The 24127-nt window shown below is 64.4% G+C and carries 25 protein-coding genes; 14 read left to right on the top strand and 11 right to left on the bottom strand.

Annotated elements, in window-relative coordinates; all coding sequences use genetic code 11:
- Positions 1-7 precede the first annotated feature (7 nt).
- A complete protein-coding gene (locus EU811_RS12930) occupies positions 8-928 on the bottom strand; it encodes a LysR substrate-binding domain-containing protein (protein WP_142938793.1) in 921 nt (306 codons plus the stop codon).
- 106 nt (positions 929-1034) lie between these two features.
- On the opposite strand from EU811_RS12930, the gene EU811_RS12925 reads away from it, so the two are divergent.
- The 7 genes from EU811_RS12925 (at position 1035) to EU811_RS24740 (ending at position 7160) form a co-directional block, all read left to right on the top strand.
- Positions 1035-2279: a CaiB/BaiF CoA transferase family protein gene (locus tag EU811_RS12925; protein WP_142938792.1), complete on the top strand. Its 1245-nt coding sequence runs from the start codon at positions 1035-1037 to the stop codon at positions 2277-2279.
- Between the two features lie 66 nt (positions 2280-2345).
- Positions 2346-3551 carry an acyl-CoA dehydrogenase family protein gene (locus tag EU811_RS12920; RefSeq protein ID WP_142938791.1) on the top strand — a complete coding sequence of 402 codons (1206 nt, stop codon included), beginning with the start codon at positions 2346-2348 and terminating at the stop codon, positions 3549-3551.
- Between the two features lie 63 nt (positions 3552-3614).
- Complete coding sequence (locus tag EU811_RS12915; protein ID WP_142938790.1) at positions 3615-4838, top strand: thiolase family protein; 1224 nt, start codon at positions 3615-3617, stop codon at positions 4836-4838.
- Complete coding sequence (locus EU811_RS12910) at positions 4838-5644, top strand: enoyl-CoA hydratase/isomerase family protein (RefSeq protein WP_238703403.1); 807 nt, start codon at positions 4838-4840, stop codon at positions 5642-5644. The genes EU811_RS12915 and EU811_RS12910 overlap by 1 nt, the downstream gene beginning before the upstream one ends.
- Positions 5644-6513, top strand: a complete 870-nt coding sequence (locus EU811_RS12905; protein ID WP_142938789.1) for a 3-hydroxyacyl-CoA dehydrogenase family protein — start codon at positions 5644-5646, stop codon at positions 6511-6513. The genes EU811_RS12910 and EU811_RS12905 overlap by 1 nt, the downstream gene beginning before the upstream one ends.
- Positions 6514-6650: 137 nt before the next feature.
- Positions 6651-6968: a TetR/AcrR family transcriptional regulator gene (locus EU811_RS23935; RefSeq protein ID WP_202979316.1), complete on the top strand. Its 318-nt coding sequence runs from the start codon at positions 6651-6653 to the stop codon at positions 6966-6968.
- A complete protein-coding gene (locus EU811_RS24740) occupies positions 6969-7160 on the top strand; it encodes a TetR-like C-terminal domain-containing protein (RefSeq protein WP_372460288.1) in 192 nt (63 codons plus the stop codon).
- A 111-nt stretch (positions 7161-7271) separates the two neighbouring features.
- Here the strand turns inward: EU811_RS24740 and EU811_RS12895 are convergent, their stop codons facing one another.
- The 4 genes from EU811_RS12895 to EU811_RS12880 form a co-directional block, all read right to left on the bottom strand.
- The gene (locus tag EU811_RS12895; RefSeq protein ID WP_142938788.1) at positions 7272-8030 is read right to left on the bottom strand and encodes an SDR family NAD(P)-dependent oxidoreductase; all 759 of its coding nucleotides are present in this window, start codon (positions 8028-8030) and stop codon (positions 7272-7274) included.
- Positions 8027-9406, bottom strand: coding sequence for an NAD-dependent succinate-semialdehyde dehydrogenase (locus EU811_RS12890; protein ID WP_142938787.1), 1380 nt, complete (start codon positions 9404-9406; stop codon positions 8027-8029). Before EU811_RS12890 ends, EU811_RS12895 begins: the two co-directional genes overlap by 4 nt.
- Before the next feature lie 103 nt (positions 9407-9509).
- Positions 9510-11135 (bottom strand): flavin-containing monooxygenase, encoded by a 1626-nt coding sequence (locus EU811_RS12885; protein ID WP_142938786.1) that lies wholly within the window; start codon positions 11133-11135, stop codon positions 9510-9512.
- An 85-nt stretch (positions 11136-11220) separates the two neighbouring features.
- A complete protein-coding gene (locus EU811_RS12880) occupies positions 11221-12156 on the bottom strand; it encodes an alpha/beta hydrolase (protein WP_142938785.1) in 936 nt (311 codons plus the stop codon).
- Positions 12157-12409: 253 nt separating this feature from the next.
- On the opposite strand from EU811_RS12880, the gene EU811_RS12875 reads away from it, so the two are divergent.
- Together EU811_RS12875 and EU811_RS12870 are read left to right on the top strand one after the other, a co-directional pair.
- Positions 12410-13468, top strand: coding sequence for an alcohol dehydrogenase (locus tag EU811_RS12875; RefSeq protein WP_142938784.1), 1059 nt, complete (start codon positions 12410-12412; stop codon positions 13466-13468).
- Positions 13469-13478: 10 nt separating this feature from the next.
- Positions 13479-15323: a sigma-54-dependent Fis family transcriptional regulator gene (locus EU811_RS12870; protein ID WP_142938783.1), complete on the top strand. Its 1845-nt coding sequence runs from the start codon at positions 13479-13481 to the stop codon at positions 15321-15323.
- A gap of 134 nt (positions 15324-15457) precedes the next feature.
- Here EU811_RS12870 and EU811_RS23925 read toward each other — a convergent pair whose 3' ends face one another.
- The 3 genes from EU811_RS23925 to EU811_RS23915 all read right to left on the bottom strand — a co-directional run bounded on the left by EU811_RS23925 (position 15458) and on the right by EU811_RS23915 (position 16884).
- A complete protein-coding gene (locus EU811_RS23925; protein ID WP_202979313.1) occupies positions 15458-15781 on the bottom strand; it encodes a hypothetical protein in 324 nt (107 codons plus the stop codon).
- Between the two features lie 178 nt (positions 15782-15959).
- Complete coding sequence (locus EU811_RS23920) at positions 15960-16445, bottom strand: hypothetical protein (protein WP_202979312.1); 486 nt, start codon at positions 16443-16445, stop codon at positions 15960-15962.
- A gap of 4 nt (positions 16446-16449) precedes the next feature.
- The gene (locus tag EU811_RS23915) at positions 16450-16884 is read right to left on the bottom strand and encodes an MFS transporter (RefSeq protein WP_202979311.1); all 435 of its coding nucleotides are present in this window, start codon (positions 16882-16884) and stop codon (positions 16450-16452) included.
- 167 nt (positions 16885-17051) lie between these two features.
- On the opposite strand from EU811_RS23915, the gene EU811_RS12860 reads away from it, so the two are divergent.
- The gene (locus tag EU811_RS12860; protein ID WP_160147640.1) at positions 17052-18887 is read left to right on the top strand and encodes a helix-turn-helix domain-containing protein; all 1836 of its coding nucleotides are present in this window, start codon (positions 17052-17054) and stop codon (positions 18885-18887) included.
- On the opposite strand, the gene EU811_RS12855 is transcribed toward EU811_RS12860, so the two are convergent.
- Entirely contained in the window at positions 18862-19137 is a 276-nt protein-coding gene (locus tag EU811_RS12855) for an NAD(P)-binding domain-containing protein (RefSeq protein WP_160147639.1), read from the bottom strand. The genes EU811_RS12860 and EU811_RS12855 overlap by 26 nt on opposite strands.
- A 171-nt stretch (positions 19138-19308) precedes the next feature.
- On the opposite strand from EU811_RS12855, the gene EU811_RS12850 reads away from it, so the two are divergent.
- Positions 19309-19584: a hypothetical protein gene (locus tag EU811_RS12850; protein WP_142938780.1), complete on the top strand. Its 276-nt coding sequence runs from the start codon at positions 19309-19311 to the stop codon at positions 19582-19584.
- Positions 19585-20022: 438 nt separating this feature from the next.
- Here EU811_RS12850 and EU811_RS12840 read toward each other — a convergent pair whose 3' ends face one another.
- Positions 20023-20655 (bottom strand): response regulator, encoded by a 633-nt coding sequence (locus EU811_RS12840; RefSeq protein ID WP_238703402.1) that lies wholly within the window; start codon positions 20653-20655, stop codon positions 20023-20025.
- Positions 20656-20680: 25 nt separating this feature from the next.
- The gene (locus tag EU811_RS12835; RefSeq protein ID WP_142938778.1) at positions 20681-21700 is read right to left on the bottom strand and encodes a HAMP domain-containing sensor histidine kinase; all 1020 of its coding nucleotides are present in this window, start codon (positions 21698-21700) and stop codon (positions 20681-20683) included.
- Positions 21701-21870: 170 nt separating this feature from the next.
- Between EU811_RS12835 and EU811_RS12830 the strand changes: the two genes are divergently transcribed.
- The 3 genes from EU811_RS12830 to EU811_RS12820 all read left to right on the top strand — a co-directional run bounded on the left by EU811_RS12830 (position 21871) and on the right by EU811_RS12820 (position 24107).
- Positions 21871-22143 (top strand): hypothetical protein, encoded by a 273-nt coding sequence (locus EU811_RS12830; protein WP_142938777.1) that lies wholly within the window; start codon positions 21871-21873, stop codon positions 22141-22143.
- Positions 22144-22275: 132 nt separating this feature from the next.
- Positions 22276-23760 carry a DUF1538 domain-containing protein gene (locus EU811_RS12825; RefSeq protein WP_142938776.1) on the top strand — a complete coding sequence of 495 codons (1485 nt, stop codon included), beginning with the start codon at positions 22276-22278 and terminating at the stop codon, positions 23758-23760.
- Entirely contained in the window at positions 23757-24107 is a 351-nt protein-coding gene (locus EU811_RS12820; protein WP_142938775.1) for a P-II family nitrogen regulator, read from the top strand. Before EU811_RS12825 ends, EU811_RS12820 begins: the two co-directional genes overlap by 4 nt.
- Positions 24108-24127: the final 20 nt, after the last annotated feature.

The following is a 24127-nucleotide window of genomic DNA, read 5'->3' as shown; positions in this document are numbered from 1 at the left end:
TGGTGAGCTATTCCTTGACACTGGCGAGGCTGTCGGGACGACCGGCCCAAACCTGTTCCGCAAGCGTGAGGACCGGTGGGAGGGCCGGGTTGTCCGAATCCCCGCGCCACGCCATCCTGAGATAGACCGGCAGGGTCTCGTCGAGCACCCGCAAGAACCTTACATGCGGGTCGGTCACGTTTTCCGCGACAGAGGAAACCGTTAGGGAGCATCCTACTTCGGCTCCAACCAGGGCCATTGCGGTCCACGAATCGGGCGCACTTTGCACGATGTTGGGATCGAATCCGGCTCCCAGGCTCAACCGGCGCAGGCGGTCGGTCAGGACAGAGCCTTCATGTGGGGGCAGTGCGACGAATGGCTCCCCAGCTAGTTCTACCAAACGAACTTCGCCTTGCGAGGCCAGGCGGTGTGATGCAGGGACGGCCATCACGAGATGTTCCTCCACGACGATGCGGGACTTGATGCCCGCGGGCACAAAGTCCCAACGGCCGAGACTGATATCAACTTCACCGCGGAGGACCCGGGCGAGGGCTGGGAGTGCGAAGTCCTGGCTGTTGAGGTGAACTTCTATGCCTGGGTGGACCTTTCGGACTTCCCGTGCCAGTACTCCCACGAGAACATGGGTTGATGCGCCGGCGTAGGCGAGCTTGACCATTCCCGCCTCTCCGCGGCCAGCGGCAAGTGCGCCGGCCCTTGCACGCTCCGCTGCAGCCAGGACCTCCCGGGCCGATGCCATCAGGGCCACTCCGGCCGCCGTTAGCTGGACGCTGCGTGTGCTCCGGATGAAGAGGTCGACCCCGAGATCCCGCTCCAGCTGCCGCACGATCCGGCTCACAGGTGGTTGAGCCATATGGAGCCGGGCTGCAGCCCGGCCGAAATGCAACTCCTCCGCCACGGCGAGGAACACCCGTATTTGTTGAATCTCCATTCCGCCATTATTGCAGAAGCATCAATAATCGGACTCCCAATAAGTATTGGACGCGCTGTAATGCCCGGTGGGATAGTGAAAAAGAACCGCCTATGGAAGAGGACCCATGACACTGCAGAGCAACGCCGCTCCCCTGGCTCCAGGGGCTGCTGCTCACGACCGCCAGCCCGATCAAGCACGCCGGGACGCCTTCGGTCGCAACGCCAGCGGTCCTTTGGCGGGAATCGTCATTGCCGACTTCAGTCGGGTCCTCGCCGGACCGTACTGCACCATGCTCCTGGCGGACATGGGTGCCACGGTCATCAAAGTGGAAAGCCCGTCCGGCGATGAAACACGGGCCTGGAAGCCCCCGGTCTTCGATGGCCAATCCACGTACTACCTCTCAATCAACAGGAACAAGAGATCCATCGCACTGGACTTCGGCGATCCGGATGACATCGACACGGCACGGAACATTGCTGCGGGCGCCGACGTGGTCATCGAGAACTTCAAACCTGGCGGGCTGGACCGCTTCGGCCTGGACTACGCGACCATCGCCGAACGCAACCCCGCTGTGGTCTACGCGTCCATCACCGGGTTCGGCGCCGCCGGCGGAGCAGCCCTGCCGGGTTACGACCTGCTCGTCCAGGCCATGTCCGGGCTCATGAGCCTCACCGGGGACCCGGAGTTCCCCGCATACCGGTCCGGTGTTGCGGTCTTTGATGTCATTACAGGACTCCATGCCGCCATTGGTGTCCTGTCGGCGCTGCACGAACGGAGCCAGAGCGGCCGCGGACAACGCATCGAGGTGAACCTTATGTCCTCGGCCCTGTCGGGCATGGTTAACCAGACCGGCGGATACCTGCTCAGCGGAAACGTACCCACTCGGATGGGTAACGAGCACCCCAGCATCTACCCCTACGAACCGCTCCCCACCGCGGACGGGGAAATCGTCCTTGCCATCGGCAACGACCGGCAGTTCCGGACGCTCTGCAACGTCATTGGTGCCCCCAAACTGGCAGACGATCCCCGGTTCTCCACACCCCCGGACCGCAGCCTCAACCGATCGGCGCTGCGCCCCATCCTGCAGGAACTGCTGGCCGTCAGGACCGCATCGGAGTGGTTCGACATCTTCACCGAGGCACGGCTGCCGTGCGCTCCGATCAACGACGTCCGCAGCGGGATTGATTTTGCCCAGCGCCTGGGGCTGGAACCGGTCGTGGAAGTTGGCACCGGTGAGGATTCCATCCCCGGCGTCCGTAACCCGATCACCTTCTCAGCGACACCCGCCAGCTATGACCTGGTGCCGCCCGGCATCGACGCAGACCGGGGGGACATTCTTCAGTGGCTGCAGTCGACGCCGCACCGTTAGCCCTCTCCCCAATCAGCCATCCCAGAAGCAACCAGCACCCGTCCGCGGAACCATAAAGGACCTCTCATGACAACCACTGCAACTGCCCGCAGCACCGTGAACTCCGATTACTTCAACCTCGACGACGAGTTGGGCCCAGAAGAGCTGGCAATCCGCGACAAAGTCCGCCGGTTCGCCGAAGAGAGGGTCCTTCCCATCATCAACGACTACTGGGAACGGGCGGAGTTCCCCGAGGAACTGCTCCCTCCGCTGGCTGAACTCGGCATCATCGGGACGTTCATCAAGGGTTACGGCTGCCCGGGAATGAGCCGCAAGGCCGCGGGCATGGTGGCCCGGGAAATGGCACGGGCCGACGGGAGCATCAACACTTTCCTCGGCGTACACTCCAACCTGTGCATGGGGGCACTGAACATGCTCGGCAACGACGAACAGCGGCTGCGCTGGCTCCCGGACATGGCCAAGCTCAAGAAGACCGGCGCCTTCGCCTTGACTGAACCGGACCACGGCTCCGACTCGGTGGCCCTGGAAACCAGCGCAACCCGCGACGGCGACACTTGGGTGATCAACGGCCACAAGCGCTGGATCGGCAACGGCCACGCGGCCGACGTCATCGTGCTGTTTGCCCGCAACACGGAGGACGGCAAGGTCAACGCCTTTGTCGTCGAGAAGGACGCAGACGGCAACCACCCGGAGGGCTACAACCCCACCGTCATCACCGGCAAGATCGGCAAGCGCGCCATCCTGCAGGCCGACATCGTCATCGAGAACATGCAGATCCGGGAAACCAACCGGCTGGAGAACTGCAGGTCCTTCGCCGACGTCTCCCGCGTCCTCCAGGCAACCCGTGGCGGCGCCGCCTGGGAGGCCGTGGGCCACGCCATGGCCTGCTTTGAGATCGCCGTCGACTACGCCGCCAAGCGTGAGCAGTTCGGCAACCCGATCGCCGGCTACCAGCTGGTCCAGCACCGCCTGGCGAATATGCTCAGCGAGCTGACGGCGATGCAGCTGATGTGCAACCGTATGGCGGAACTGGCCGATCAGGGCATGCTGACCAACGCCATGGCCTCCATGGTCAAGATGTCCACCTCCCAGAAAGGCAAATGGATCTGCAACGAGGCACGTGAGCTCCTTGCCGGCAACGGCCTGCTGCTCGAAAACCATGTGGCCCGCCACCTGACAGACATGGAGGTGGTGTCAACCTACGAGGGCACGGACTCAATCCAGGCACTGCTGGTAGGCCGCGACATCACCGGCATCTCAGCCTTCCGCTAACCGGACACATGCCCTGCCTCGCCCCGTCCCCTCCCATACCAAGATTCACTAAGGAGTTTTTCCATGTCTGAAGCATTCCTCATCGGCGGGGCACGCACGCCCGTCGGTCGCTACGGCGGCGCCCTGAGCTCCGTACGCCCGGACGATCTGGCTGCCATCGCGGTTCGGGCCGCCGTCGAACGCGCCGGCCTGGACCCGGCCCTCGTGGACGAGGTGATTCTCGGCAACGCGAACGGCGCCGGCGAGGAAAACCGCAACGTCGCCCGCATGGCCTGGTTGCTCGCCGGCTTCCCGGACACCGTCCCCGGCATCACCGTCAACCGTCTGTGCGCTTCCGGCCTGAGCGCCATCATCATGGCCTCCCACATGGTCAAGGCCGGCGCCGCGGACATTGTGGTGGCAGGCGGCGTCGAGTCCATGTCCCGCGCCCCGTGGGTCATGGAAAAGCCGGACAAACCCTTCGCCAAACCCGGCGCCGTCGTTGACACCTCCATCGGCTGGCGCTTTCCCAACCCCGCCTTCCTCTCCGGGGAACTCTCCCGTGATGGCAAAGCCACCTACTCCATGCCCGAAACCGCCGAGGAAGTGGCACGCGCCTACAACATCTCCCGTGAGGACTGCGACGCCTTCGCCGTCCGCTCCCACGAGCGCGCCCTCGCCGCGATCGAGTCCGGGCGCTTCGCCGACGAAATCGTCCCCGTGACGGTCAAGGGCCGCAAGGGCGCCGAAACCATCGTGGATACCGATGAAGGACCCCGGCCCGGAACGTCCACGGACGTCCTCGCCGGCCTGCGCCCGGTGGTCAAGGGCGGCAGCGTGGTCACCGCCGGAAACGCCTCGACACTCAACGACGGCGCTTCAGCAATCATCGTCGCGTCCGAGGCCGCCGTGCAGAAGTATGGCCTCACTCCCCGCGCCCGCATTCTCGACGGCGCGTCCGCCGGTGTGGCGCAGGAGATCATGGGCATCGGCCCGGTCCCGGCCACCCGCAAAGTCCTGGACCGCACCGGGCTCACGGTAGCGGATCTGGCCGCCGTCGAACTTAACGAAGCCTTCGCATCCCAGGCCCTGGCCTGCATGCGCGAACTGAAACTCGAACCGGAGACAGTTAACAACGACGGCGGCGCCATCGCCCTCGGCCACCCGCTCGGCTCCTCGGGCTCCCGCCTGGTCATCACCCTCCTCGGGCGCCTCGAACGCGGAGCCACCCAGGGCCGCAAGCTCGGCCTCGCCACCATGTGCGTCGGCGTCGGGCAAGGCACCGCACTCCTGCTGGAAGGCATCTGATGACAGAAGTAATGAACGACGCCGGCACGCGGCTTGATACCTCGGGTTTCGTCACGCTGCTGGTTGAGGAGCGCGAAGACCGTCTAGCGGTCCGGCTGCACCGCCCCGGAGTGAAGAACGCCATCGACCAGGCAATGGTGGACGAGCTGCACGCCGTGTGCATCCACCTCGAGCACACACCGAAAATCCTGATCCTCTCCGGCACGCCCGCCAACCCGGCAACCGGCGCACAAGCGGTCTTCGCCTCCGGGGCGGACATCGCGCAGCTGCGCGAACGGCGCCGCGGCGACGCCCTGGCGGGGATCAACTCCGCGGCGTTCGACCGGATCGCGAAACTGCCCATGCCCGTCATCGCGGCGCTGGACGGCTTTGCGCTCGGCGGCGGCGCGGAACTGGCCTACGCGGCCGACTTCCGCATCGGCACCCCTGCACTGAGGATGGGCAATCCCGAGACAAACTTGGGCATCCTGGCCGCGGCCGGTGCCACCTGGCGGCTGAAGGAGCTCGTCGGCGAACCCGTGGCCAAGCAGATCCTGCTGGCCGGCAAAGTCCTCAAAGGTGAAGAATGCCTCGCCGTCGGGCTGGTCACCGAACTAGTGGACCCGGAAACGCTGCTGGATGCGGCGCACGCGCTGGCAGACGCCATCGCGGCGCAGGACCCGCTGGCAGTACGCATCACCAAAGCCGTTTTCCACACCCCGCGGGAAGCCCATCCCGTTATCGACACCCTGGCCCAGGGCATGCTCTTCGAATCCCAGGCCAAGTTCGACCGCATGCAGGCGTTCCTCGACAGGAAGAAGAAGTAATGAATGACGCAGTTGTGCCGGCCGGACTCCCGGCGCGGGTAGGGGTCCTCGGCGGCGGCCGAATGGGCGCCGGAATCGCCCACGCATTCCTCGTCAAGGGGGCCGATGTGGTGGTGGTCGAGCGCGACGAAGCCTCCGCGCAGGCCGGTCGGGAGCGGGTTGAGGCCTCCGCCGCGAAGTCCATCGAGCGGGACCCCCAGGGCGGCAGCCTCGACGGGATGGTCTCCCGCCTCTCCGTTTCAGTGGACTACGCAGCCTTCGGGGACCGCGAGCTGGTGGTGGAGGCCGTCCCTGAAGACTGGGCGTTGAAGGTCGCGGCCCTCCGCAGGGTTGAGGACCACATCGCGCCCGGCACGGTCCTGGCCTCCAACACCTCCTCTTTGTCCGTGTCCGGGCTGGCCGAGGAGCTGGCACGCCCGCAGGACTTCATCGGGTTGCATTTCTTCAACCCGGTTCCCGCTTCGACGCTGGTTGAGGTGGTGATCGGCAAGCAGACCCGTCCCGAACTCGTCGAGCAGGCCCGGACCTGGGTCCAGGGACTGGGCAAGACCGCCGTGGTGGTCAACGACGCCCCGGGCTTCGCCTCCTCACGGCTGGGGGTGGCGATCGCTTTGGAAGCGATGCGCATGGTCGAGGAAGGCGTGGCCTCCGCTGAGGACATCGACAACGCCATGGTCCTCGGCTACAAACACCCCACCGGCCCGCTGCGCACCACGGACATCGTGGGCCTGGATGTTCGCCTGGGCATCGCCACGTATCTTCAGGAGACACTCGGTGAGCGGTTCGCCCCGCCGCAGATCCTCAGGGACAAAGTGGCCCGCGGCGAGCTGGGACGAAAAACCGGCAAGGGCTTCTTCGACTGGAGCTGACCCAAGCCAAAACAGGTGAAGCTGGCCGGGACCGTGAGGTCCTGGCCAGCTTCGCCTGTTTCGACTTAGTCCGCTTCTGCTTCCGGGGTGAGTCCGCGCTCTGCCATGACTTCCTTGAGGAGGGTCAGGGCATTGAATTGCTGGCAGAGAACGGGTTCGGCAGCCTGACGGCTGAGGGTGTCGCAGAACGGGCGGGCGTGGCCAAGACGACGATTTGGCGCAGATACCGCTCCAGGAACGATCTTGCCCTCGCTGTCCTGCTGGACATGGTGGGGGACGTCAGTACGCAGCCCTACAACGGAAATTCGGCTGCCGAGTTGGTGCGCCTGGTGGACCGGACGGTGGAACTCACCTGCCACTCGAAGTTGGGCAAGGTCATGCAGGGCCTGGTTTCTGAGGTCGCGGCGGATCCTGAACTGGCCCGCGTTTACAGGGAACGCGTGGTCACCCACTGACTGGCGGACGTCACAGAGCTCGTGGAGCGAGGCATTTCCAGGGGCGAACTGAAGGCGGGCCCGGACTCGGAAGTGGCTACCGATCTCCTGCTTGGCCCTATTTACTACCGGTTCTTCCTCAGCGGATCCCCCATGGACAAGGGATTTGGCAAGCGGCTTGTCGATACGCTGCTTCCCGCCTTCGCGCCATAGCGGACGCAGTAACTCCAGGGGGCTACCAAGAACCGGGGCAGTCACGGGATACGGCAATGCTCCGCGTCCGGGCGGAAACAACCAGGACGCGGAGCACTGCTAAACCGGTGGTTACTGGGCGATGTATCCGCCGTCAACTACCACTTCGGAGCCGGTCATGAAAGAGGACTCGTCGGAGGCCAGGAACAGCACCACGGCCGACACTTCCTCGGGCCGGCCAGGCCGCCCCAGAATGGTGGTCCCGAGCAGTGCCTTCGTTCCCTCCTCAGAGGCCAGGATGTCGTTCGTCATGGCCGTGGCGATGACGCCCGGGTGGACGGAATTAACCCGGATGCCGAATTCCTTCAGGTCCACTGCGGCGGCTTTCGTCAGGTTTCGCACGGCACCCTTGGAGGCCTCATATGCCGCAGCATTGGGCGCGGCAATGATCCCGTACATCGACGAAATGTTGACGATGGTCGGCGCCGCCGACTTTTGCATTGCCGGGATCACCGCCTTGCAGCCTAGGAAGGTGCCTTTGACGTTGACCGCAAAGATGCGGTCCCACAATTCGTCATCGGTGTCCTGCAGGGACTTGAAGGCAAGGATGCCTGCGTTGTTCACCAGCACATCAATGCGCCCGTGGCGCTCCACGGCATGGTCCACCACGGCAGCCCAGTCCGCGGCACTGGATACATCGTGCTGCACAAAGGAGGCAGTCCCGCCGGCGGCCTCAATCATTTGGACAGTCTCTTTGCCCCCGCTGCCGTCGACGTCCGTGACTACAACGGATGCTCCCTGCTGCGCCAGCAGCAGGGAATGCGCCCGTCCCATGCCGGCTGCGCCGCCGGTTACCACTGCAATTTTGCCCTCTACGCGATTGGCCATCATTGTCCTTTCGGGTTACGTACTAGCTTCTTGTTGGAAAACTCATTGAAACCGTAGTTGGCCAGCTCGCGGCCGATGCCGGACGCTTTGGTGCCGCCGAACGGCAGGTCCGGCGAACTCTTGCTGGTGCTGTTGACCCAGACCATGCCCGTCTCAAGCTCCGCGGACACCCGGTCTGCCTTCTGCTGGTCGGTGGTGAAGACGCTGGAGGAAAGACCGAAGGGGGAATCGTTGGCCAGGTCGATGGCCTCGTCCAGGGAATTGACGCGGTAGACAACCGCAACCGGGCCGAACAGTTCCTCGCTGAAGGCGCGCATTTCACAGGTCACCCCAGCCAGTACTGTCGCGGGGTAGTAGGCGCCGGGACTGTCCGGCCGGGTGCCGCCCAGCAAGACCGTGGCCCCGTGGGAGATCGCGTCCTGGACCAGTTCGTCCAGCTCTTCCACGCCTGCGGTTGAAGCCATAGGGCCGAGCTTCGTCTCGGGACTGGTCGGGTCGCCCAGCTCCCAGCCGGCCATGCCGGCCACGAACTTTTCCACAAATGCGTCGTACACGCCGTCTTCCACGAGGAAACGCTTCGAGGCAGTGCATGCCTGCCCCGCGTTGGCGAGGCGGCCTACGGCGGCGGCGGCGGCCGCCGCGTCGATGTCAGCGTCCTCCAGCACAATGAACGGGTCCGAACCGCCGAGTTCCAGAACACTCTTTTTCATGTGCCGGCCGGCGACGGCGCCGACGGCTGCGCCGGCGGTTTCGGAGCCTGTCAGTGAGACACCCTGGACGCGCGGGTCCGCAATGGCGGCCGCGACCTGGGCCGATGAAATGAAGGCGTTGGAGTAGACGCCTGCTGGCAGGCCGGCCTCATCCAAAATCCGCTGGATGGCGAGGGCGGACTGCGGGCAGTTCCGGGCGTGCTTGAGGATGATGGTGTTGCCGAGGGCGATGTTCGGAGCAGCAAACCGCGCCACCTGGTAATACGGGTAGTTCCACGGCATGACCCCGACGAGCGGACCGATGGGCTCGGTGCGGACCACCGCAGTGCCTGACCCCTGGAATTTCAGGGGCTCGTCGGCCATGAATTCCTCCGCGTTCTCGGCGTAGTACTGGTAGATCGAGGCCACCAGCGCCACTTCACCCTTCGCCTGCGCGATCGGCTTGCCCATTTCCAGCGTCAGGAGCCTGGCGAGCTCATCGGCCTGTTCCCGGTGGAGCTCCGCGGCACGCAGGAGAACGGCGCGGCGCTGCTCAAGTTCCGTAGTGCGCCAGGAACGATAGGCAGCCGCGCTGCGTGCAATGAGATCGTCCAGTTCGGCGTCGGAAATCTCCGCGTACTGTGCGGACTCTTCGCCGGTTGCCGGGTCGATGGTCTTGTACACACCCATGGGTGGTTCTCCTCTGTGGTGAAGGCTGTGCTGAAGGCACTGTTATGAAGAATGTCGGCCGGGTGCCCGCATTTCGGCGGGCACCCGGCCCCGTTCGGCGGTGTCAGGCAGCGACTGCGGCCTCTGATTTCAGTTCAAAGCCGCGGTATCCGTTCTCCGTGACGTCCGCGAGGACACCCCGGTAGTTGCCGAGGCCACCCAGGTAGAACAGAACGCTCGGCTTCTTACCCGGGATGTTCGCACCGAAGATCCATGATTCCACCTTGGTGAACACCGTCATGTTGGCAATCGTCGTGCAGAGTTCAGTCCACTCGAATTCGGCTTCGGGGGTGGGCTCGATCGCACGGACGCCGTTCTGCTGCGCGTACTGGATCGTGTCGCTGATCCATTCGACCTGGGTCTCGATGCTTGGCGGCAGGTTCGTGAAGGGGCCGTTGGGCCCGAGCACCATGAACCAGTTGGGGAAGTTCGCCGTGGCGATTCCGAGGTAGCTGGTGGGCTGCCCGTCCCAGTGGTCGTTGATGTTCAGTCCGTCGCGGCCCACTATGTCCATGCGCCGGTAGTTGCCGTCCACGGCGTCAAAGCCGGTGGCGAAAACGAGCACGTCCAGTTCGTGCAGGACGCCGTCCTCAGTCACCACCCCCTTGGCAGTGATTTCACGGATGGGGTTTTCCTTGATGGCCACCGCTTCCACGTTCGGCCGGTTGAAGACCTGGAAGTAGCCGTCGTCGCACAGCGGGCGGCGGGCGAACAGGCCGGTCGGCGTCAGCTTGCGGGCTGTCTCCGGATCCGCGATGGTCTCGGCGATCTTGTTACGGATGAAGGACGCTGCAGTCTCGTTGGCGTCCTCGTCCGTGGCGAGGTCCGCGAAGGTTTCGAACATGAAGCGGAAACCGCCGCCGTATTCCCAGGCCTTCTCGTAGACGCGCTGGCGTTCTTCCGCCGAGACGCTCATCGCCGGCACGGTGCTTTCTTCGAAGCCGAAGGCCACGCCGGATGACTTTACCTGTGCCCAGATGTTGTCGTAGTCGGCCTTGATCTCGTTGATCTGCTCCGCGGTCGCGGCGCGTTTGCCCACCGGGACGGAGTACTGCGGGGTCCGGACGAAAACGGTCAGGTGTTCCACCTCCGGCGCCAGGGCCGTGATGACCTGCTGGCCGGTGGAGCCGGTGCCGATGACGCCGACGCGGCGGCCTGCGAGGTCCTTGCCTTCCGGCCAGGCTGCCGTGTGGATGGTCTCGCCCTCGAAGGTGTCCAGGCCGGGCAGCTTCGGGAGGTTGATGGCCGAGAGCAGTCCGACGGCGTTGACGACGTACGTAGCGCGGTACACCTCACCGGCGTCCGTGGTGACTTCCCACAGCGCTTCGTCTTCCAGGTAAACGGCCGACTTTACTTCGGTGCCGAAACGGAAGTGGCGGCGCAGGTCAAAGCGGTCCACCACACCTTCGAGGTATTCGAGGATCTCGGGCTGGGTGACGTACGTGTGCTTCCAGGTGCCGTCCTGCAGAAGGTCGCGGTCGAAGGAGAAACGGTAGACGTGGCTTTCCGTGTCCGAGAGGGCTCCCGGGTAGCGGTTCCAGTACCAGGTGCCGCCAGGGCCGCCAGCCTTGTCGAAGCCCACCACGGTGAGGCCCTGTTCGTTGTGAAGCTTGTGGACAGCGTATATGCCGCCGAAGCCGGCGCCAATTACAACGGCGTCAACGGTCTGAAAAGTGTTCTGTGCAGTCATGGCGAACTCCTTTGTCGTTCTGATGCAGGGAAAGAAGGTTTTGTGGTGAAGCTAAATGGGAAGGCGCTGCGCGGTGGAGCCGGGGTTACTTCCGGTACCAGGTGGCGAGCTTCTCGAATTCCTCGGCCACGAGGACGGAGCGTCCGGCCAGGAACGGGTAGACGTGCTGCTGGCCCTCGCCGATGGACAGGGTGACATCCACGCCTGCCGCCGTGGCACGCTCCTCAAGGCGGGTGGCGTTGTCCAGGAGGGATTCCACGCTGCCGGCCGTGACGTAGAGGCGCGGGAATCCGGCGAAGTCGCCGTACAGCGGGTTGGCCAGCGGGTTCTTCGGATCGATCGTGCCGCCGAGGACACCGGCGATCATGCCTTCGAGCAGTTCGGGGGTGATCAGCGCGTCCGTATCGTTGTTCGTGACGAGGGTTTCGCCCTTGTTCTCCATGTCCAGCCACGGTGAAAAGGCGATGACCTGGCCGGGGAGGCCCTTGCCCTGTTCCTTGAGGGAAAGGGCGATGGCGATGGCCAGGTTGCCGCCGGCGGAGTCACCGATGGTGGTGATGTCCTGCGCGCTGATGCCGGATGCGACGAGCGCGTCGAAAGCTGCCACACCGTCTTCAATCTGGGCCGGGTGCTGGAACTCGGGGGCACGGCGGTAATCCAGGACGAAGCTGACAGCGCCGAGCGCCTTGGCAACGTGGCCGGCCAGCTTACGGTGGCTGGAGGCCGAACCGACGGCGAATCCGCCGCCGTGAGTGTACAGGAGGACCTTGGTCTGGTCCGCACCCTCGGGCAGGCACCAGATGCCCGGGACTCCGCCAACGGTGTCCTCGCGGTAAGTGACACCCTCGGGCTCAACGGTGGGCTGGTGCCACTCGTCGAAAATGGAACGGAACAGGCGCATGGTCAGGTCCGGCGTGGTGGCCATGATGTTCGCCCAGTCTGCGTACAGATCGCGCAGCACGTCCTGGCCCTCGACGGCGGAGGAGGTAGCGAAGGACTGTTCGGCAACGTTGGTGCTCATGAGAGTCTCCTTTGACTTGGTTCTCGTTCTTCCGTATTCGGCGGACCGTATGTGACGGGCGCCACGGTGATTACTTCAAAGGTAGGTCTGTGTTCCACCCCACATGTGTTCCAATGTGAAACACTGCCCGCAAGCTTCCGATTATTGCCTCAGACACATCAATCATCACCGGACTTGGTATTGGATGATTACCAAAAAGTTAGCCATGATGAAGGGATATCCTGATACCCCAATCACAATGAGGTGCTCTTCCATGCATGCGTTCGCTGTCCTCCCCGATGACCCCACCATTCATGACCTGGAGCTTCCCACGCCAAGCCCTGAAGGCCGGCAGGTCATCCTGAAAGTCGTGCGGGCCGGCGTATGCCACACCGATACGCACCTGAGGGAAGGCGGTTACGACCTCGGCAGTCGCGGGCACTTGAGCATGAAGGACCGGGGCATTCAGTACCCGATGGTCCTCGGTCACGAGGTAGTCGGCGTCGTCGAGAAAGTCGGCGGGGACGTGACCTCCGTCCGGGAAGGCGATGTGCGCCTGATCTACCCCTGGATCGGCTGCGGCGAATGCCGGCAGTGCCGCGAAGGGCACGACAACCGTTGTGCCGCCGGGCGGAACCTCGGTGTGGCCCGCCACGGCGGCTACGCCGACTACATCCTTGTTCCCGATGAAAAGTACCTAGTGGACATCGATGGAATCGATCCGAGCTGGGCTGCCACGCTGGCATGCTCAGGTCTCACAGCCCACAGCGCCGTGGACAAGGTACTCCCCCTCGAACCGGACGAGCCGGTGGTCATCTTCGGCGCCGGAGGCCTTGGCCTAACGGCCATCGCGATCCTCCGCGCCCGGGGCCACCGCAACATTTGCGCGGTGGATGTCGCCGAACGCAACCTCACACTGGCCCGCGACATGGGCGCCACCAGCACCGTCCTCTCAGGAAAAAACAGCGGGGCTGGGGACATCCAGCAGGCAATCGGCGGCCCCGCCAGCGCCGTCGTCGATTTCGTCAACAACGGAGTAACCGCCACCGCCGCATTCGATGTCCTCGCCAAGGCAGGCACCATGATCCAGGTGGGACTCTTCGGCGGTGAAGTCACCCTCCCCACCGCAATGCTGGCCCTGCGCATGATCCGGATTGAAGGCAGCTTCGTTGGGACGCTCTCGCAGCTCCAGGATCTGGTCCGGATCGCACAGACCGGCGAACTGCCCACCATCCCCGTCGTGGAACGCACACTGTCCGCGGCCGAAGTGTCCCGCGCCCTGGACGACCTGACCACCGGCGGCGTGGCTGGACGCATCGTCCTGACTGCTTGAGAATGGGAAAGTGATATACAAATCACACCGCGAAGACGCTGTCCGCAGCGCCCGCGAACGGCTGATCACTGAGGGCCTCGTCCGCGCCTCCGTTCCCGCGTCCCTGGTGGCCGAGGAAATCGAGCAGAGCTGGCGGCGCTCGGTCTCGCACCACGTCAATCCCGCCGCCGGGCCCCACATCCTCGGCGAGATCGATCCGGACAGCGCCATCCTGCGTGCCGCCGGCAGGATCCTGGACCAGTGGGAAAACAACCTCACGGACACCCGGATGGCCCTTTTCCTCGCCGACGAGGACGGCCGGATCGTATCCCGCCGCATTGTGGACGCCCAGGATGAGCGAACCCTCGACGGTGCCAATGCGGCAGAAGGTTTTGTCTTCTCCGAACAAGCCCTGGGCACCAACGGCCTGGGCACACCCATCGAGGGACGCGGCGCGGTTTTCGTCCGCGGCAGCGAACATTTCAACGAGGCCCTGTCCCGGCTGGCTTGTGCCGGGGCTCCCATCAAACACCCCATCACCGGCCGGATCGTGGGCTCACTCGCCGTTGCCTCCCACGTTGACGCCTCCAGTCCCCTGATGGTGTCCATGGCCCGGCAGGCCGGTTACCAGATTGCCGAAGCGCTTGAGCTGATGGCCGATTCCCGGAACCTCGAGCTGGCCCGGACCTACCGCCAGTTCCGATCCTCCAAGCACCCGGTCCTGGTCATGAACTCCGAAACAGTTATGACGGACCTGCCCGCCCTGGCCCACTTTGACGCGGAATCCCATGCCTATCTGTGGGAGATGCTGCGCCTGCACCACTGGGACCAGGACAAACTGCAGCTGGAACTCCCCGTGCTGGGCACCGAGGCCATGGTTCGGCGCCTCGGCCGCGCCGGCCAGGATGCGATCTTCGCGCTGGAGTTCATGGAGCCGGCAAGTACCATCACCGAGGCCGGGGTCGCGGTGGTCCACAACCAGGGCCATACCGCGACGCGGACGCCCACGCCCGCACTCCGCGACGTGCTCGATGGGCTGTCCTCCCGCCAGGCCCGGCCCACCCCCTACAGCGTGGTCCAACAGCAGCTCACCGCCGCTGCTGCCGTCGGAGGGCTGATTCGTGTGGTTGGCGGACCCGGAGCCGGGAAGCGACACCAGGCATCGAAGTGGCTGCGGAAGCACACCGGCCAGGAGCCCAGGTCTTTCAGCGCCGGCGACCTCGTTTCCGACGAAACGTCCTGGGCAGGCATGGAGTCCGCGTTAAGCGAAGGCTGCGGGATCGTGGTCGTCGGAGGAGGCAGCCCCGCCGGTGAGCTGCCCGGCCGACTGGCGGCATTCGCGCAGGTTGCCCGTCCCGGTGTCCACCCGGGCGCGCGCGTCATCCTAACTGAACGCACCAGCGGTCCAGCCACCCCCGGCTACGAAGCCGAAGGCCTGCCGGCGCCGGTGCGCGTTCCCTCCCTCGCGGAACTGCGCGGCGAGCTCCCCGACGTCGTGAGGGAAGTCTCGGCCGAGCTCTTCCCGGGGGCACCGGCTCCACGCTTCTCCCCCGCCGCCCTCCAATGCCTGCTGGCCTGGCGCTGGCCCGGCAACGCGGCCGAGCTGACCCGGCTTCTCGCCGGCCTGCATCGGTCGGCCGCCGGCGGCCTGATCCAGACCAAGGACCTGCCAGCGACCATGCGTCAGCCTTCTTTGTCCTCGCTGAGCCGTTATGAGCAGTCCGAGCGCGATACCATCGTTGCCGCCCTGGCCGAAGCGGACGGAAACAAGTCCCGCGCCGCGGAAATCCTTGGCATTGGCCGCACCACGATGTACCGCAAGATGCGTGCCCTGAAAATTTCTGACGACGAACGCATGATCGCTCCCGGGGCGTAACCCGTGAACCGGTCCACCTCCTCCACAATGAACAAGACCCNNGGGTCTTGTTCATTGTGGAGTCCTGCGGACTAACTCATGACGGCGTCAGATCGCTTGGACTCGGCAGGTTCAGCCGGGGGCAGGCCAGGGCATCAACCCGCGGACCGCCAAGCAGTTCCGTGGGAGTCTTCGCCGTCTCGGGCATTCCCAGCACCGACCAGCACCGCAACAGCATCGATCGCGGCGGCCACCGCACCGAAGATGGCCACCGGCAGCCAGCCTGACGGGCCGGGGAGAAGGAGCATTGCCGCGACCATCGGAGCGAATCCGGCCAGGAGGTCGCCCAGCTGGTTGCTGACGGCCATGCCCGTGAACCGGACGGGTGCCGGGAACTGCTCGGCGAAGAAGGACGTCCACACGCCGTTGTAGCAGCTGAAGAAGAGTGTCATCTTGACGAAGGCGAACAGCGCGATCATCAGGATGTCCGTCGTCGAAATCGCCCAGAGGTACCCGAATAGCGTGAGCGTTCAGCCGGCGGAGGAAATCAGCATGGTCGGCTTGCGGCCGATGACGTCAGAGAGGTAACTGTCCGCGGGGATGCCAACGATCGAGAGCGCAATGGCCCCGGAGATGACGCCGAGCATCGCGCTGCGGTCAACGCCAACCGAGGTGGCCTAGGACAGGCCTGAACACGGCGAACAGCGTCTGCATGGCTGCCATCAGCGAGGATCCGGCCACACAGATGACGGAGCGCCAGGGGTGCTCGAACACATCGCTCAGCGGCAGCCTCCGAACGGCGCTTTCTTCCTTCGCTTCGGCAAACACCGGGGTCTCGTCCAGGTGGCTGCGAACGTAGTAGGTGATGACCACGACGACGGCGCTAAGCCAGAAGGGAACCCGCCAGCCCCAGCCGTAGAGGTGCTGGCGCTCGGCCGGGCAGGAGCGCCACAGGGAGGAAGACGATAATCGCCAGCGAGCAGCCGACGGCGTAGCCGACCATAACGAAGCTGGTGAAGAACCCGCGCTTGCCCACGGGGAATGCTCTACGGTCAGGGTCGAGGATCCCGCGGATTCGGCGCCCGCGGAGAAGCCCTGGACCACGCGCAGCACCACCAGCAGCGCCGGAGCCAACAGGCCCATCTGGTCAAACGTCGGTAGACCCGATGGCGAAGGAGGCAACCCCCATCATGACCACCGTGGCAAGCATGACCCGCTTGCGGCCAAGGCGGTCGCCGAAGTGACCCATCACCATCGCGCCGACGGGCCGGGCCACGTAGCCCACCGCGAAGGTGGCGAACGATCCGACCAAGGCAACGGCGGGGTCGCTGGACGGAAAGAACAGCACCTTGAAAACGAGCGCCGCTACGGCACCGTAGACGAAAAAGTCGTAGTACTCGAGTGCGCTGCCGAGGAGTGCAGCCGTCGCCGCTCGACGAGGGGTCATCGCAGGAGGCGACGAGGTGCTTCTAGTCTTGGGGTTCTCCTTCTTGGGGTTCTCCTTTAAAACAGACTGGGAGGTCAGCAGGGCAAGGTGCCAAGCATGCGTTGCCGCGGACGCCACCAATGTGATGGCCGACACGGCATCCGCCTCCACAGTAGAGGCGTGATTCAGCCCACAGTGTTCCAATGTGAAACGGTGGCATCAGCGCCTGTGCCAAAGCCCACCGACTTCCGCTGCTGAACCTCGCCCTCGCTGGTCCAGGGAATTCGTGAAAAACTCTAAGTGTGAAAATGGGGCCTGATCGTATGGCCCAGCATCTTCAAGGATGGCTGAAGGCGCTGGCCGATGTAGGTGCGGCGGTCAACCACGGCGTTTCGCTGAACGAGCTGTTGGACCTGATCGCCAAGACCGCCTGCAAATTGATGTCCTACGACTTCTGCGCGATCACTATCCCGGACAAGGCGTCGGAAGTCCTGCTGATCGAAGGCTCCTACGGCCTCTCAGCCGATTACATCCGAGAAATAAACTCAGCGCACCCGCTCCGACTTCATGGCGTTCACACACCCACGCCGTCCGGCCAAGCGTTCGCGATGGGCGTTCCAGTGCAGATCGAAGACTTCGGAAGTAATCCGGCGATGCTCGCTTGGAGAGCTGCGGCAAGAGACCAAGGTTACAGCTCCATGATCTCAGTGCCTTTGAATTCCGCCGATGAAACACTCGGGACCCTCAACTGCTACACCCGATCACCCCATCACTTCACTAAGGAAGAAGAATCGCGTCTCCTGATGTTGGCAGACCAGGCGGCCGTAGCCATCTCCACCAGTCGGCTGCGCTCGGAACAGGCGGACAGGATCACGGCCCTCAAGGAGCTGAATGAGTCGCTCGAGGAGCAGTACGAACAGCAAAGGCAAGCCGAATCGATCCACGAGCGGTTGATGGCCCTGACGCTCGAAGGGGGCGGAGTTAGGGCCCTTGGCGGAGCCCTGGCAGAGATCCTGGATCGTCCCGTCGCCGTGTGCGATACCAACGGGACCATCCTCTGCAACACCGAACGTCATGGCGTTGCGCTCCCGGCTACCCTCCTCGCGAACGCGGCCGGACTCCCACTCCTTGATGCCAAGCCGGCAGATAATGCCGGATTGCTGACCGATGTGCATCTTCCGGATCCAAGAGGGACGCGGACTGTTGTTCAGGTTCCGGTGCTGATCAAGGAGAAGGCCGTCGCGTGGATCTGGACGAGCGGTAGGGTCGCCGAGCTCCGACCGCTGGATCGCCAGGCGATGGAACGGGCCGCGGCGCCCCTGGCCTTGGAACTCCTTCGAACCCGGACAGCGACCGAGGCAGAGTGGCGGGAAACTGGCGAGATTCTCGCCGAACTCCTGTCAGGTAAAGGGCACGGGTCTACAGCGCTCTTGACCCAAGCCGCACGCCTCGGCCACGATCTGTCACTTCCCCACGCAGTCATCGCAGTCCGATTTGAACGCTACAACGAGGGCGCCCTACCCTACTGGCTTGCCGCCACGTTCGCGCGGATGGCCCAACAAGTCTCACCAAAGCCGCTGCTCGGATCTCACGAGGGGTACGTTGTTGCTCTCTGGCCGCTGGGGCCGGCGACGCCAATCGACGAAGTGCGAGGCATGGGCGACGAAGTCAGCCGGATTCCATCAGAAAGCGCCCAAAACACCGATCGAGCGCACGCTGTCATCACGGGACCGGTCACAAGCATCGCTGACTATCCGGCAGCATTTGCAACGGCCCGCGGAGCCATTGAGCTGGCGGCCCTTCGTGAGGGTCCCCCCGCGACCCTGGTGTTGCGCGATCTAGGTTTGACTGGGCTTCTGCTTCAGCTCCCGGACGTATCCGCCCTGGACCACTATGTGAGCGACGTGCTTGGCCCGTTACGTGCCAACGACGCGGCCCAAGATCCGTCGCTCGTACCAACTTTGTCAGCCCTCATTCACAATAATCTCAGTGCGAGTAAGACGGCCGAACAGCTTCATATCCAAGAAGACATCGTCGTCGAAGCCCGCCGACGGATCGAGGCTCTGCTCGCACTTGACCTTTCACGCGTTGCCGACCTAACGCGCATCTCAAATGCCCTCGAAATCGACGACGTCATCGAGGCCAGACAGGGTCGTTGAACTTGTGCAGCAGTACGGCGATGAGAACGATCTCCGCATCCTCGACCGCGTCCTCAGCCGTCATGGCGCGGGCGCCCGGGATAACCACCTCGGCGAGTAGCGCGATGTCTTCCGCTGGTCCGGAACCGGCGACGTGGACGTCGAGTCCGGCGGCCAGTGCTGTGCGGGCGGCCACGGCGCCGACGCGCCCCACTGCGAGCGTGGACACGATTTCGAAACGCTGCTTCGACGCTCCAGGACGGTGCCGCACGTGCAGATCGTGAAGGTGAGCGGTCGCCGTCGCGGTCAGCATCCCGATCCCGAGACCTGAGATGAAGAGCCCCTTTTCGGCTTGTATCTCTTAAGTACCCCCGCCTCTGTCTTCGGAGAAGCACCGGGAAACACCCTGTGGAGGTCATCGCTTCTCTGGCTAGTGCTGGGCGTGCTCTTTGTTGCCCTCATGGCCCTCTTGTCCATCCTGGTACCATCCTCGGCGGGAGCCGCCGGGGCCGGACTCGGAGCGTACGTGCTGTTGTCCATCGGTGCCAACTGGAACCCGCTCAACAGCTACTCCCCGGCAGGCATAACCGGCCAGGCAACGTCGATTGCCTCCGGCGCTGAGGTTCCGACGTCATTCTGGGCGATTACGACGTCGCTCGTGCTCTCTCTGGCATTGGTCTGTCTGGCCGTAATGCTGTTCCGCCGCAAGGAACTGTAGATGTTCCTTTGCAGGAGTGATCAATACCTTCATCGGTAAGTCTCCTGTCAGGTGAGGTATCGATGGTGAACGCCCACACCCCGCGAGAAGCAGGCTCTTCATCTGACAGGGCCATGACCGCTTCCCGCCCTCCTACGTACAACCGTGAGCCGGAGGACTGCAACGTCCCGGCGCGTTCCGACAGGATCGGTCCAGGAGACCAGGCCGAACAACCGGGCTGTACCGGCGGCGGGGCCGATGAGGCCCAGGAGAATCCTCAGCGTGGTGGATTTGCCTGCACTGTGGGGGCCCAGAAAATCGTGGAATTCACCGCCGGCGACTCTCGGGTAAGGGCTGCACGGTGCACGTGTCCTGCCGAAATCTTGGACAAGGCCGAGAGTTTCAACGACAGGTTGTGGTGGTGCAGTCATGAGCCGTCCGCTCCTCAGGTCGGACCGCTTATGGCTCGATGAGCCCGGTGCGGATGGCAAACCTTGTGAGGTCCAGCCGGTCGCGCAACCCGAGCTTCTGCAGGACGTTGGCCCGGTGGCGATCGACGGTCTTCACGCTGATCCTGAGGATGTCCGCGATCTCCTTGGCGGAGTTCCCCTCTGCGATGAGCTTCGTAATCTGCTCCTCCCGGGGCGTGAGGATACTGTCCGGCATCCGGTCGCCACGGCGGTCGCGCTCCAGATAGTCGCGGATGAGCGCGGTGACCGCGCCGGGGTAGAGAAACGACTCCCCGCGCATCGCTGCACGGCACGCCTCGATGAGGTCGCGGTCGGCGACCGACTTGAGCACATACCCCGAAGCCCCGGCGCGCAGCGCCTCGAAGAAGTACTGCTCGTTGTCGTACATCGAAAGGATGAGGATCCGCACGTCGGGCGCGTTCCGCGATATTTGTCGAGCCGCCTGGATGCCGGTCATCAGGGGCATGGCGATGTCGAGAATAGCGAGGTCCACCCCGCCGGTGGTCGCGGCGGCGACGGCCTCTGTGCCGTCGGCGGCCTCGGCCACAACGGTGAGGTCGGGTTCCGCGTCGAGGATCATGCGAAGGCCACGGCGGACCAGGGCGTGGTCGTCGGCGAGCAAGATACGTGTAGGTACGCCCATCGGATCAGCTCCCCGCCTCGACTCCGGGAACGACGAGGCGAACGTCGGTCCCCCCGCTCGCCCGTGCGGCGACTGTCAGCTCGGCACCGATGAGCAGGGCCCGTTCGCGCATCCCGCGGATGCCCGCGCCCTCGCGGAGGTCACCGCCCTGCCCGTTGTCTCGAATCCGCAGGGTTAGCCCCGTCGTGGACGAGGTGAGCGCGAAATCGACTCGTGTCGCGTGTGCATGCCGGGCGACGTTGGTGAGCGCCTCCTGCGCAATGCGGTAGAGCACCAGCTCGACCTCCCCGCTGAGCTCGGGGAGTTCGTCATCGAGCTCCCAGGTCACCGGGATCCCGCTCGAGCGGGAGAACTCTGTACCCAGCGAAGTCAGGGCGCTCCGCAGGCCGAGGTCCGCGAGCACGCCCGGGCGCAGACGCTGCGCCACCTGGCGGACTTCCTCCAGGCTCGCCCGGACCGCCTCCTGCGCGACGAGGCTCTCTTCGCGAAGATCGTCGGGAGACCGGTCGACAACTCGCTTGAGACTGAGGAGAGCAACGGTCAGGCTCTGGCCGATCTGGTCGTGCAGTTCCCGCGAGATCCGCTGACGTTCCCCCTCCTGCGCGGCCAGCGCGAGGGCGCTGCTCGCGCTGGTCTCCGCCTCGAGCCGGTCGAGCATCTCATTGAAGGTATGGATCAGGTGCCCGAGGTCGCCGTTACCGGCTTCGGGCGCCCGATCGCCACCGCGCCGTAGCAGGCCCACTCGGCGCATCACGGTTGTCAAGGCGTCCAACGGCGCCAGGCTTGCACGCACCAGGGCGGCATTGGCAGCGAGGATGAGTGCCAGTCCGATGAGCAGGACCGGCACCTCGGTGAGCAGGACGGGCGACGACACCGTCGCGGGCGAGAGCGCCAACACGAGTGTGCCGGCCGCGAAGAGCAATCCGTTGATGAAGAACAGTCGCCAGAACAGCAACTGTGCCGGTCCTTTCGGAGGCACGCCGCGTGCCTTTCCGGCGGCCCTGGTTTCGAGCGCGGTCCGCATGCGTACTAGCCTTGCGCGGCCCGCGACCTTTGTCCATGAGGGCTCGCACCCACGGGCGGCGGAAACCCGTGCGCGCGGCGCACCAGAAATGGGTGTCAGGCCCAATGGCACCTCCCTGACCGCACGGGGAGACTGGATCTACCCCTAGAACCGACGGAACGGAGGGCCCAATGGAGACCACCCACTCCACCGTTCCCGGCTCCGGCGTGCTGCACGACTGCCAGACCCGCGACGGCCAGCAATTCCGCATCCTCGTCGCGCATCCCGGCAGACGCGAAATCTTCGTTTACGACTCGGCCGAGCCCGATCGGGCCGTGGCAAGGATCGTGCTCGAGGAGGACGAGGCCGATCAGGTCGCCGAGCTCCTGCACAGCCAGCCGATCACCGATCGCATAGCCGAACTCGAACGCCGGGTCGCCCGGCTCGCAGGGATGGAGCGATGACGATCGTGGACCCGCCCGTGTCGCCGATTCACACCGGAGCCTCGGTTGGCAGACGCGACTGGGCTGGATCGGCGAACTGAAAAGCCAGGTACTCAGCCAGGTACTCGCAGGATCATTCCGGGAGAGGACCCGATGGCGCACCTCAGCCGATTTGCCCGCGAATTCCTTAAGGCGCTCAGGAACCTTCTGCCCATCGTTATCGTGGTTGTTCTGTTCCAACTGCTGGTGTTCCGCTCCATGCCCGATGACCCACTGGAGCTGGTGACGGGGCTCCTGATCGTGGCTGTGGGCATTGCCCTGTTCCTGCATGGCCTGGATCTGAGTATCTTTCCGGTCGGTAAGAACCTGGCTAATCAGTTTGTCCGGAGCGGGGCGCTCGGGTTGTTGCTGCCCTTTGGGTTTGCCATTGGCTTCGCTGCCTCCGTCGCGGAGCCGGCGGTGATCGCTGTCGCGGAGCAGGCCCAGCTGGTCAGCGATGGTCGGATCAATGCGCTGGTGCTGCGCTTTGTCATCGCTGTGTCGGTGGGTCTGGTCTTGATCTTGGGCGTACTGCGTGTCCTGCGGGGCTGGGCCGTGTACAAACTGCTGATCGCCGGCTACGCGATGGCGCTGGGACTGACGTATATCGCCCCGCCCGAGATCATTGGTCTTGCCTACGATTCGGGCGGGGTCACCACCAACATCGTCAGTGTCCCGCTGATCGCGGCGATCGGCCTTGGATTGGCGAATTCCATCAGGGGACGCAGCCTGCTGGCCGACGGCTTTGGCCTGGTCGCGCTGTGCGTGATGGTGCCCATGATCGGGGTCCAGCTCTACGGCATCTGGGTCTACACCTTCGGCGATGCCGGGCCGGCTCCGCCGGTCACCGACACCGGGGAGGCCCCAACGGATTGGGTGGTCGGCGTGATCCTTGGCCTCGCCGGAATGATCCGGGAAGTGCTGCCAATCGTGGGCGTTGTCCTCTTCTTCCAATGGGTTGCGCTCCGACGCAAGCTGCCCCACCCCCTGCGGGTCGTCATCGGCTTCATCATGGTCCTGGTGGGACTGTATGCCTTTGTCGTGGGGCTCAAGCTAGGGCTGTTCCCGCTCGGGACCCTGATGGCGGAACAGCTGATTCAGAAGGGAATCCCGGCCCTGATCCTGCTCTTCGCATTCCTCATCGGCTTCGCGGTCACCATGGCCGAGCCAGCCCTGGTCGCCATCGGAGAACAGGCCCAGGAAGCATCCCCGGGGAAGATCAGCGCGTTCACCGTCAGGGTCATTGTGGCCGTTGGCGTCGCCCTCGGGATCGGATTCGGCGTCTACCGCATTCTGGTGGGAGGGCCGTTCCACTACTTCATCATGACTGCCTACGCCGTCGCTATCGTGCTGGTGTTCTTCGCCCCGAAGTACATCATCGCGCTGGCCTTCGACCTGGGCGGGGTGACGACGTCGGAGGTCACCGTGCCGCTGGTAACAGCCCTTGGCATCGGCCTGGCAACAGCGGTCGAAGGACGCGACGCCCTGATCGACGGTTTTGGGCTGATCGCGTATGCCTCGATCTTCCCCGTCATTTCCGTCATGGTGTATGCCATGGTGATGGAGAGATTTCCCCGTCTGAGGAGGGAACCGGCATGAAATTCACAGCAGTCATCGTGATCGCCCCTGACGAGCTTGAAGACAGGGTGATTGAACATGCGCAGCGGGCCGGTGCCACGGGGGTGACCATTTTGCCGGGCAAGGGCATCGGGGGTGAGGCCCGGAAGACGTTTTTCGGGCTCACTTTCGAAGGGACGCAGTCCGTGTTGCTGATGGTCGTCGGCGCTCACCTGACTGCCCCCATCCTGAAGGAACTGCACTCGATATTGGTTCAAGGAACGGAATCCCGGGGCCTGGCCTTCGCGATTCCGATTGAGCACCTGACCGGGATCGATATGCGGCAGGTGGTCAGGTTCGAGGAGCATCTGCGCCGCGAGGGCTCCTGAAGCAGGCCCGGAAACGTTAC

The organism is Arthrobacter sp. TS-15, from assembly GCF_006964045.1.
In the GTDB taxonomy this organism is placed as follows: Bacteria; Actinomycetota; Actinomycetes; order Actinomycetales; family Micrococcaceae; genus Arthrobacter.
Note: the sequence above shows the minus strand (reverse complement) of the source record. Positions and strands in the feature narration are given on the sequence as shown.

Coding starts and splice junctions, on each gene's coding strand:
- EU811_RS12890 (WP_142938787.1), bottom strand. CDS start 9,406: ATGGGTGTGTACAAGACCATCGACCCGGCAACCGGCGAAGAGTCCGCA.
- EU811_RS12915 (WP_142938790.1), top strand. CDS start 3,615: ATGTCTGAAGCATTCCTCATCGGCGGGGCACGCACGCCCGTCGGTCGC.
- EU811_RS12930 (WP_142938793.1), bottom strand. CDS start 928: ATGGAGATTCAACAAATACGGGTGTTCCTCGCCGTGGCGGAGGAGTTG.
- EU811_RS12860 (WP_160147640.1), top strand. CDS start 17,052: ATGGCCCAGCATCTTCAAGGATGGCTGAAGGCGCTGGCCGATGTAGGT.
- EU811_RS12905 (WP_142938789.1), top strand. CDS start 5,644: ATGAATGACGCAGTTGTGCCGGCCGGACTCCCGGCGCGGGTAGGGGTC.
- EU811_RS12925 (WP_142938792.1), top strand. CDS start 1,035: ATGACACTGCAGAGCAACGCCGCTCCCCTGGCTCCAGGGGCTGCTGCT.
- EU811_RS12885 (WP_142938786.1), bottom strand. CDS start 11,135: ATGACTGCACAGAACACTTTTCAGACCGTTGACGCCGTTGTAATTGGC.
- EU811_RS23920 (WP_202979312.1), bottom strand. CDS start 16,445: ATGGGCCTGTTGGCTCCGGCGCTGCTGGTGGTGCTGCGCGTGGTCCAG.
- EU811_RS12820 (WP_142938775.1), top strand. CDS start 23,757: ATGAAATTCACAGCAGTCATCGTGATCGCCCCTGACGAGCTTGAAGAC.
- EU811_RS12895 (WP_142938788.1), bottom strand. CDS start 8,030: ATGATGGCCAATCGCGTAGAGGGCAAAATTGCAGTGGTAACCGGCGGC.
- EU811_RS12920 (WP_142938791.1), top strand. CDS start 2,346: ATGACAACCACTGCAACTGCCCGCAGCACCGTGAACTCCGATTACTTC.
- EU811_RS12875 (WP_142938784.1), top strand. CDS start 12,410: ATGCATGCGTTCGCTGTCCTCCCCGATGACCCCACCATTCATGACCTG.
- EU811_RS12825 (WP_142938776.1), top strand. CDS start 22,276: ATGGCGCACCTCAGCCGATTTGCCCGCGAATTCCTTAAGGCGCTCAGG.
- EU811_RS12835 (WP_142938778.1), bottom strand. CDS start 21,700: ATGCGGACCGCGCTCGAAACCAGGGCCGCCGGAAAGGCACGCGGCGTG.
- EU811_RS12880 (WP_142938785.1), bottom strand. CDS start 12,156: ATGAGCACCAACGTTGCCGAACAGTCCTTCGCTACCTCCTCCGCCGTC.
- EU811_RS12910 (WP_238703403.1), top strand. CDS start 4,838: ATGACAGAAGTAATGAACGACGCCGGCACGCGGCTTGATACCTCGGGT.
- EU811_RS12830 (WP_142938777.1), top strand. CDS start 21,871: ATGGAGACCACCCACTCCACCGTTCCCGGCTCCGGCGTGCTGCACGAC.
- EU811_RS23925 (WP_202979313.1), bottom strand. CDS start 15,781: ATGATCGCGCTGTTCGCCTTCGTCAAGATGACACTCTTCTTCAGCTGC.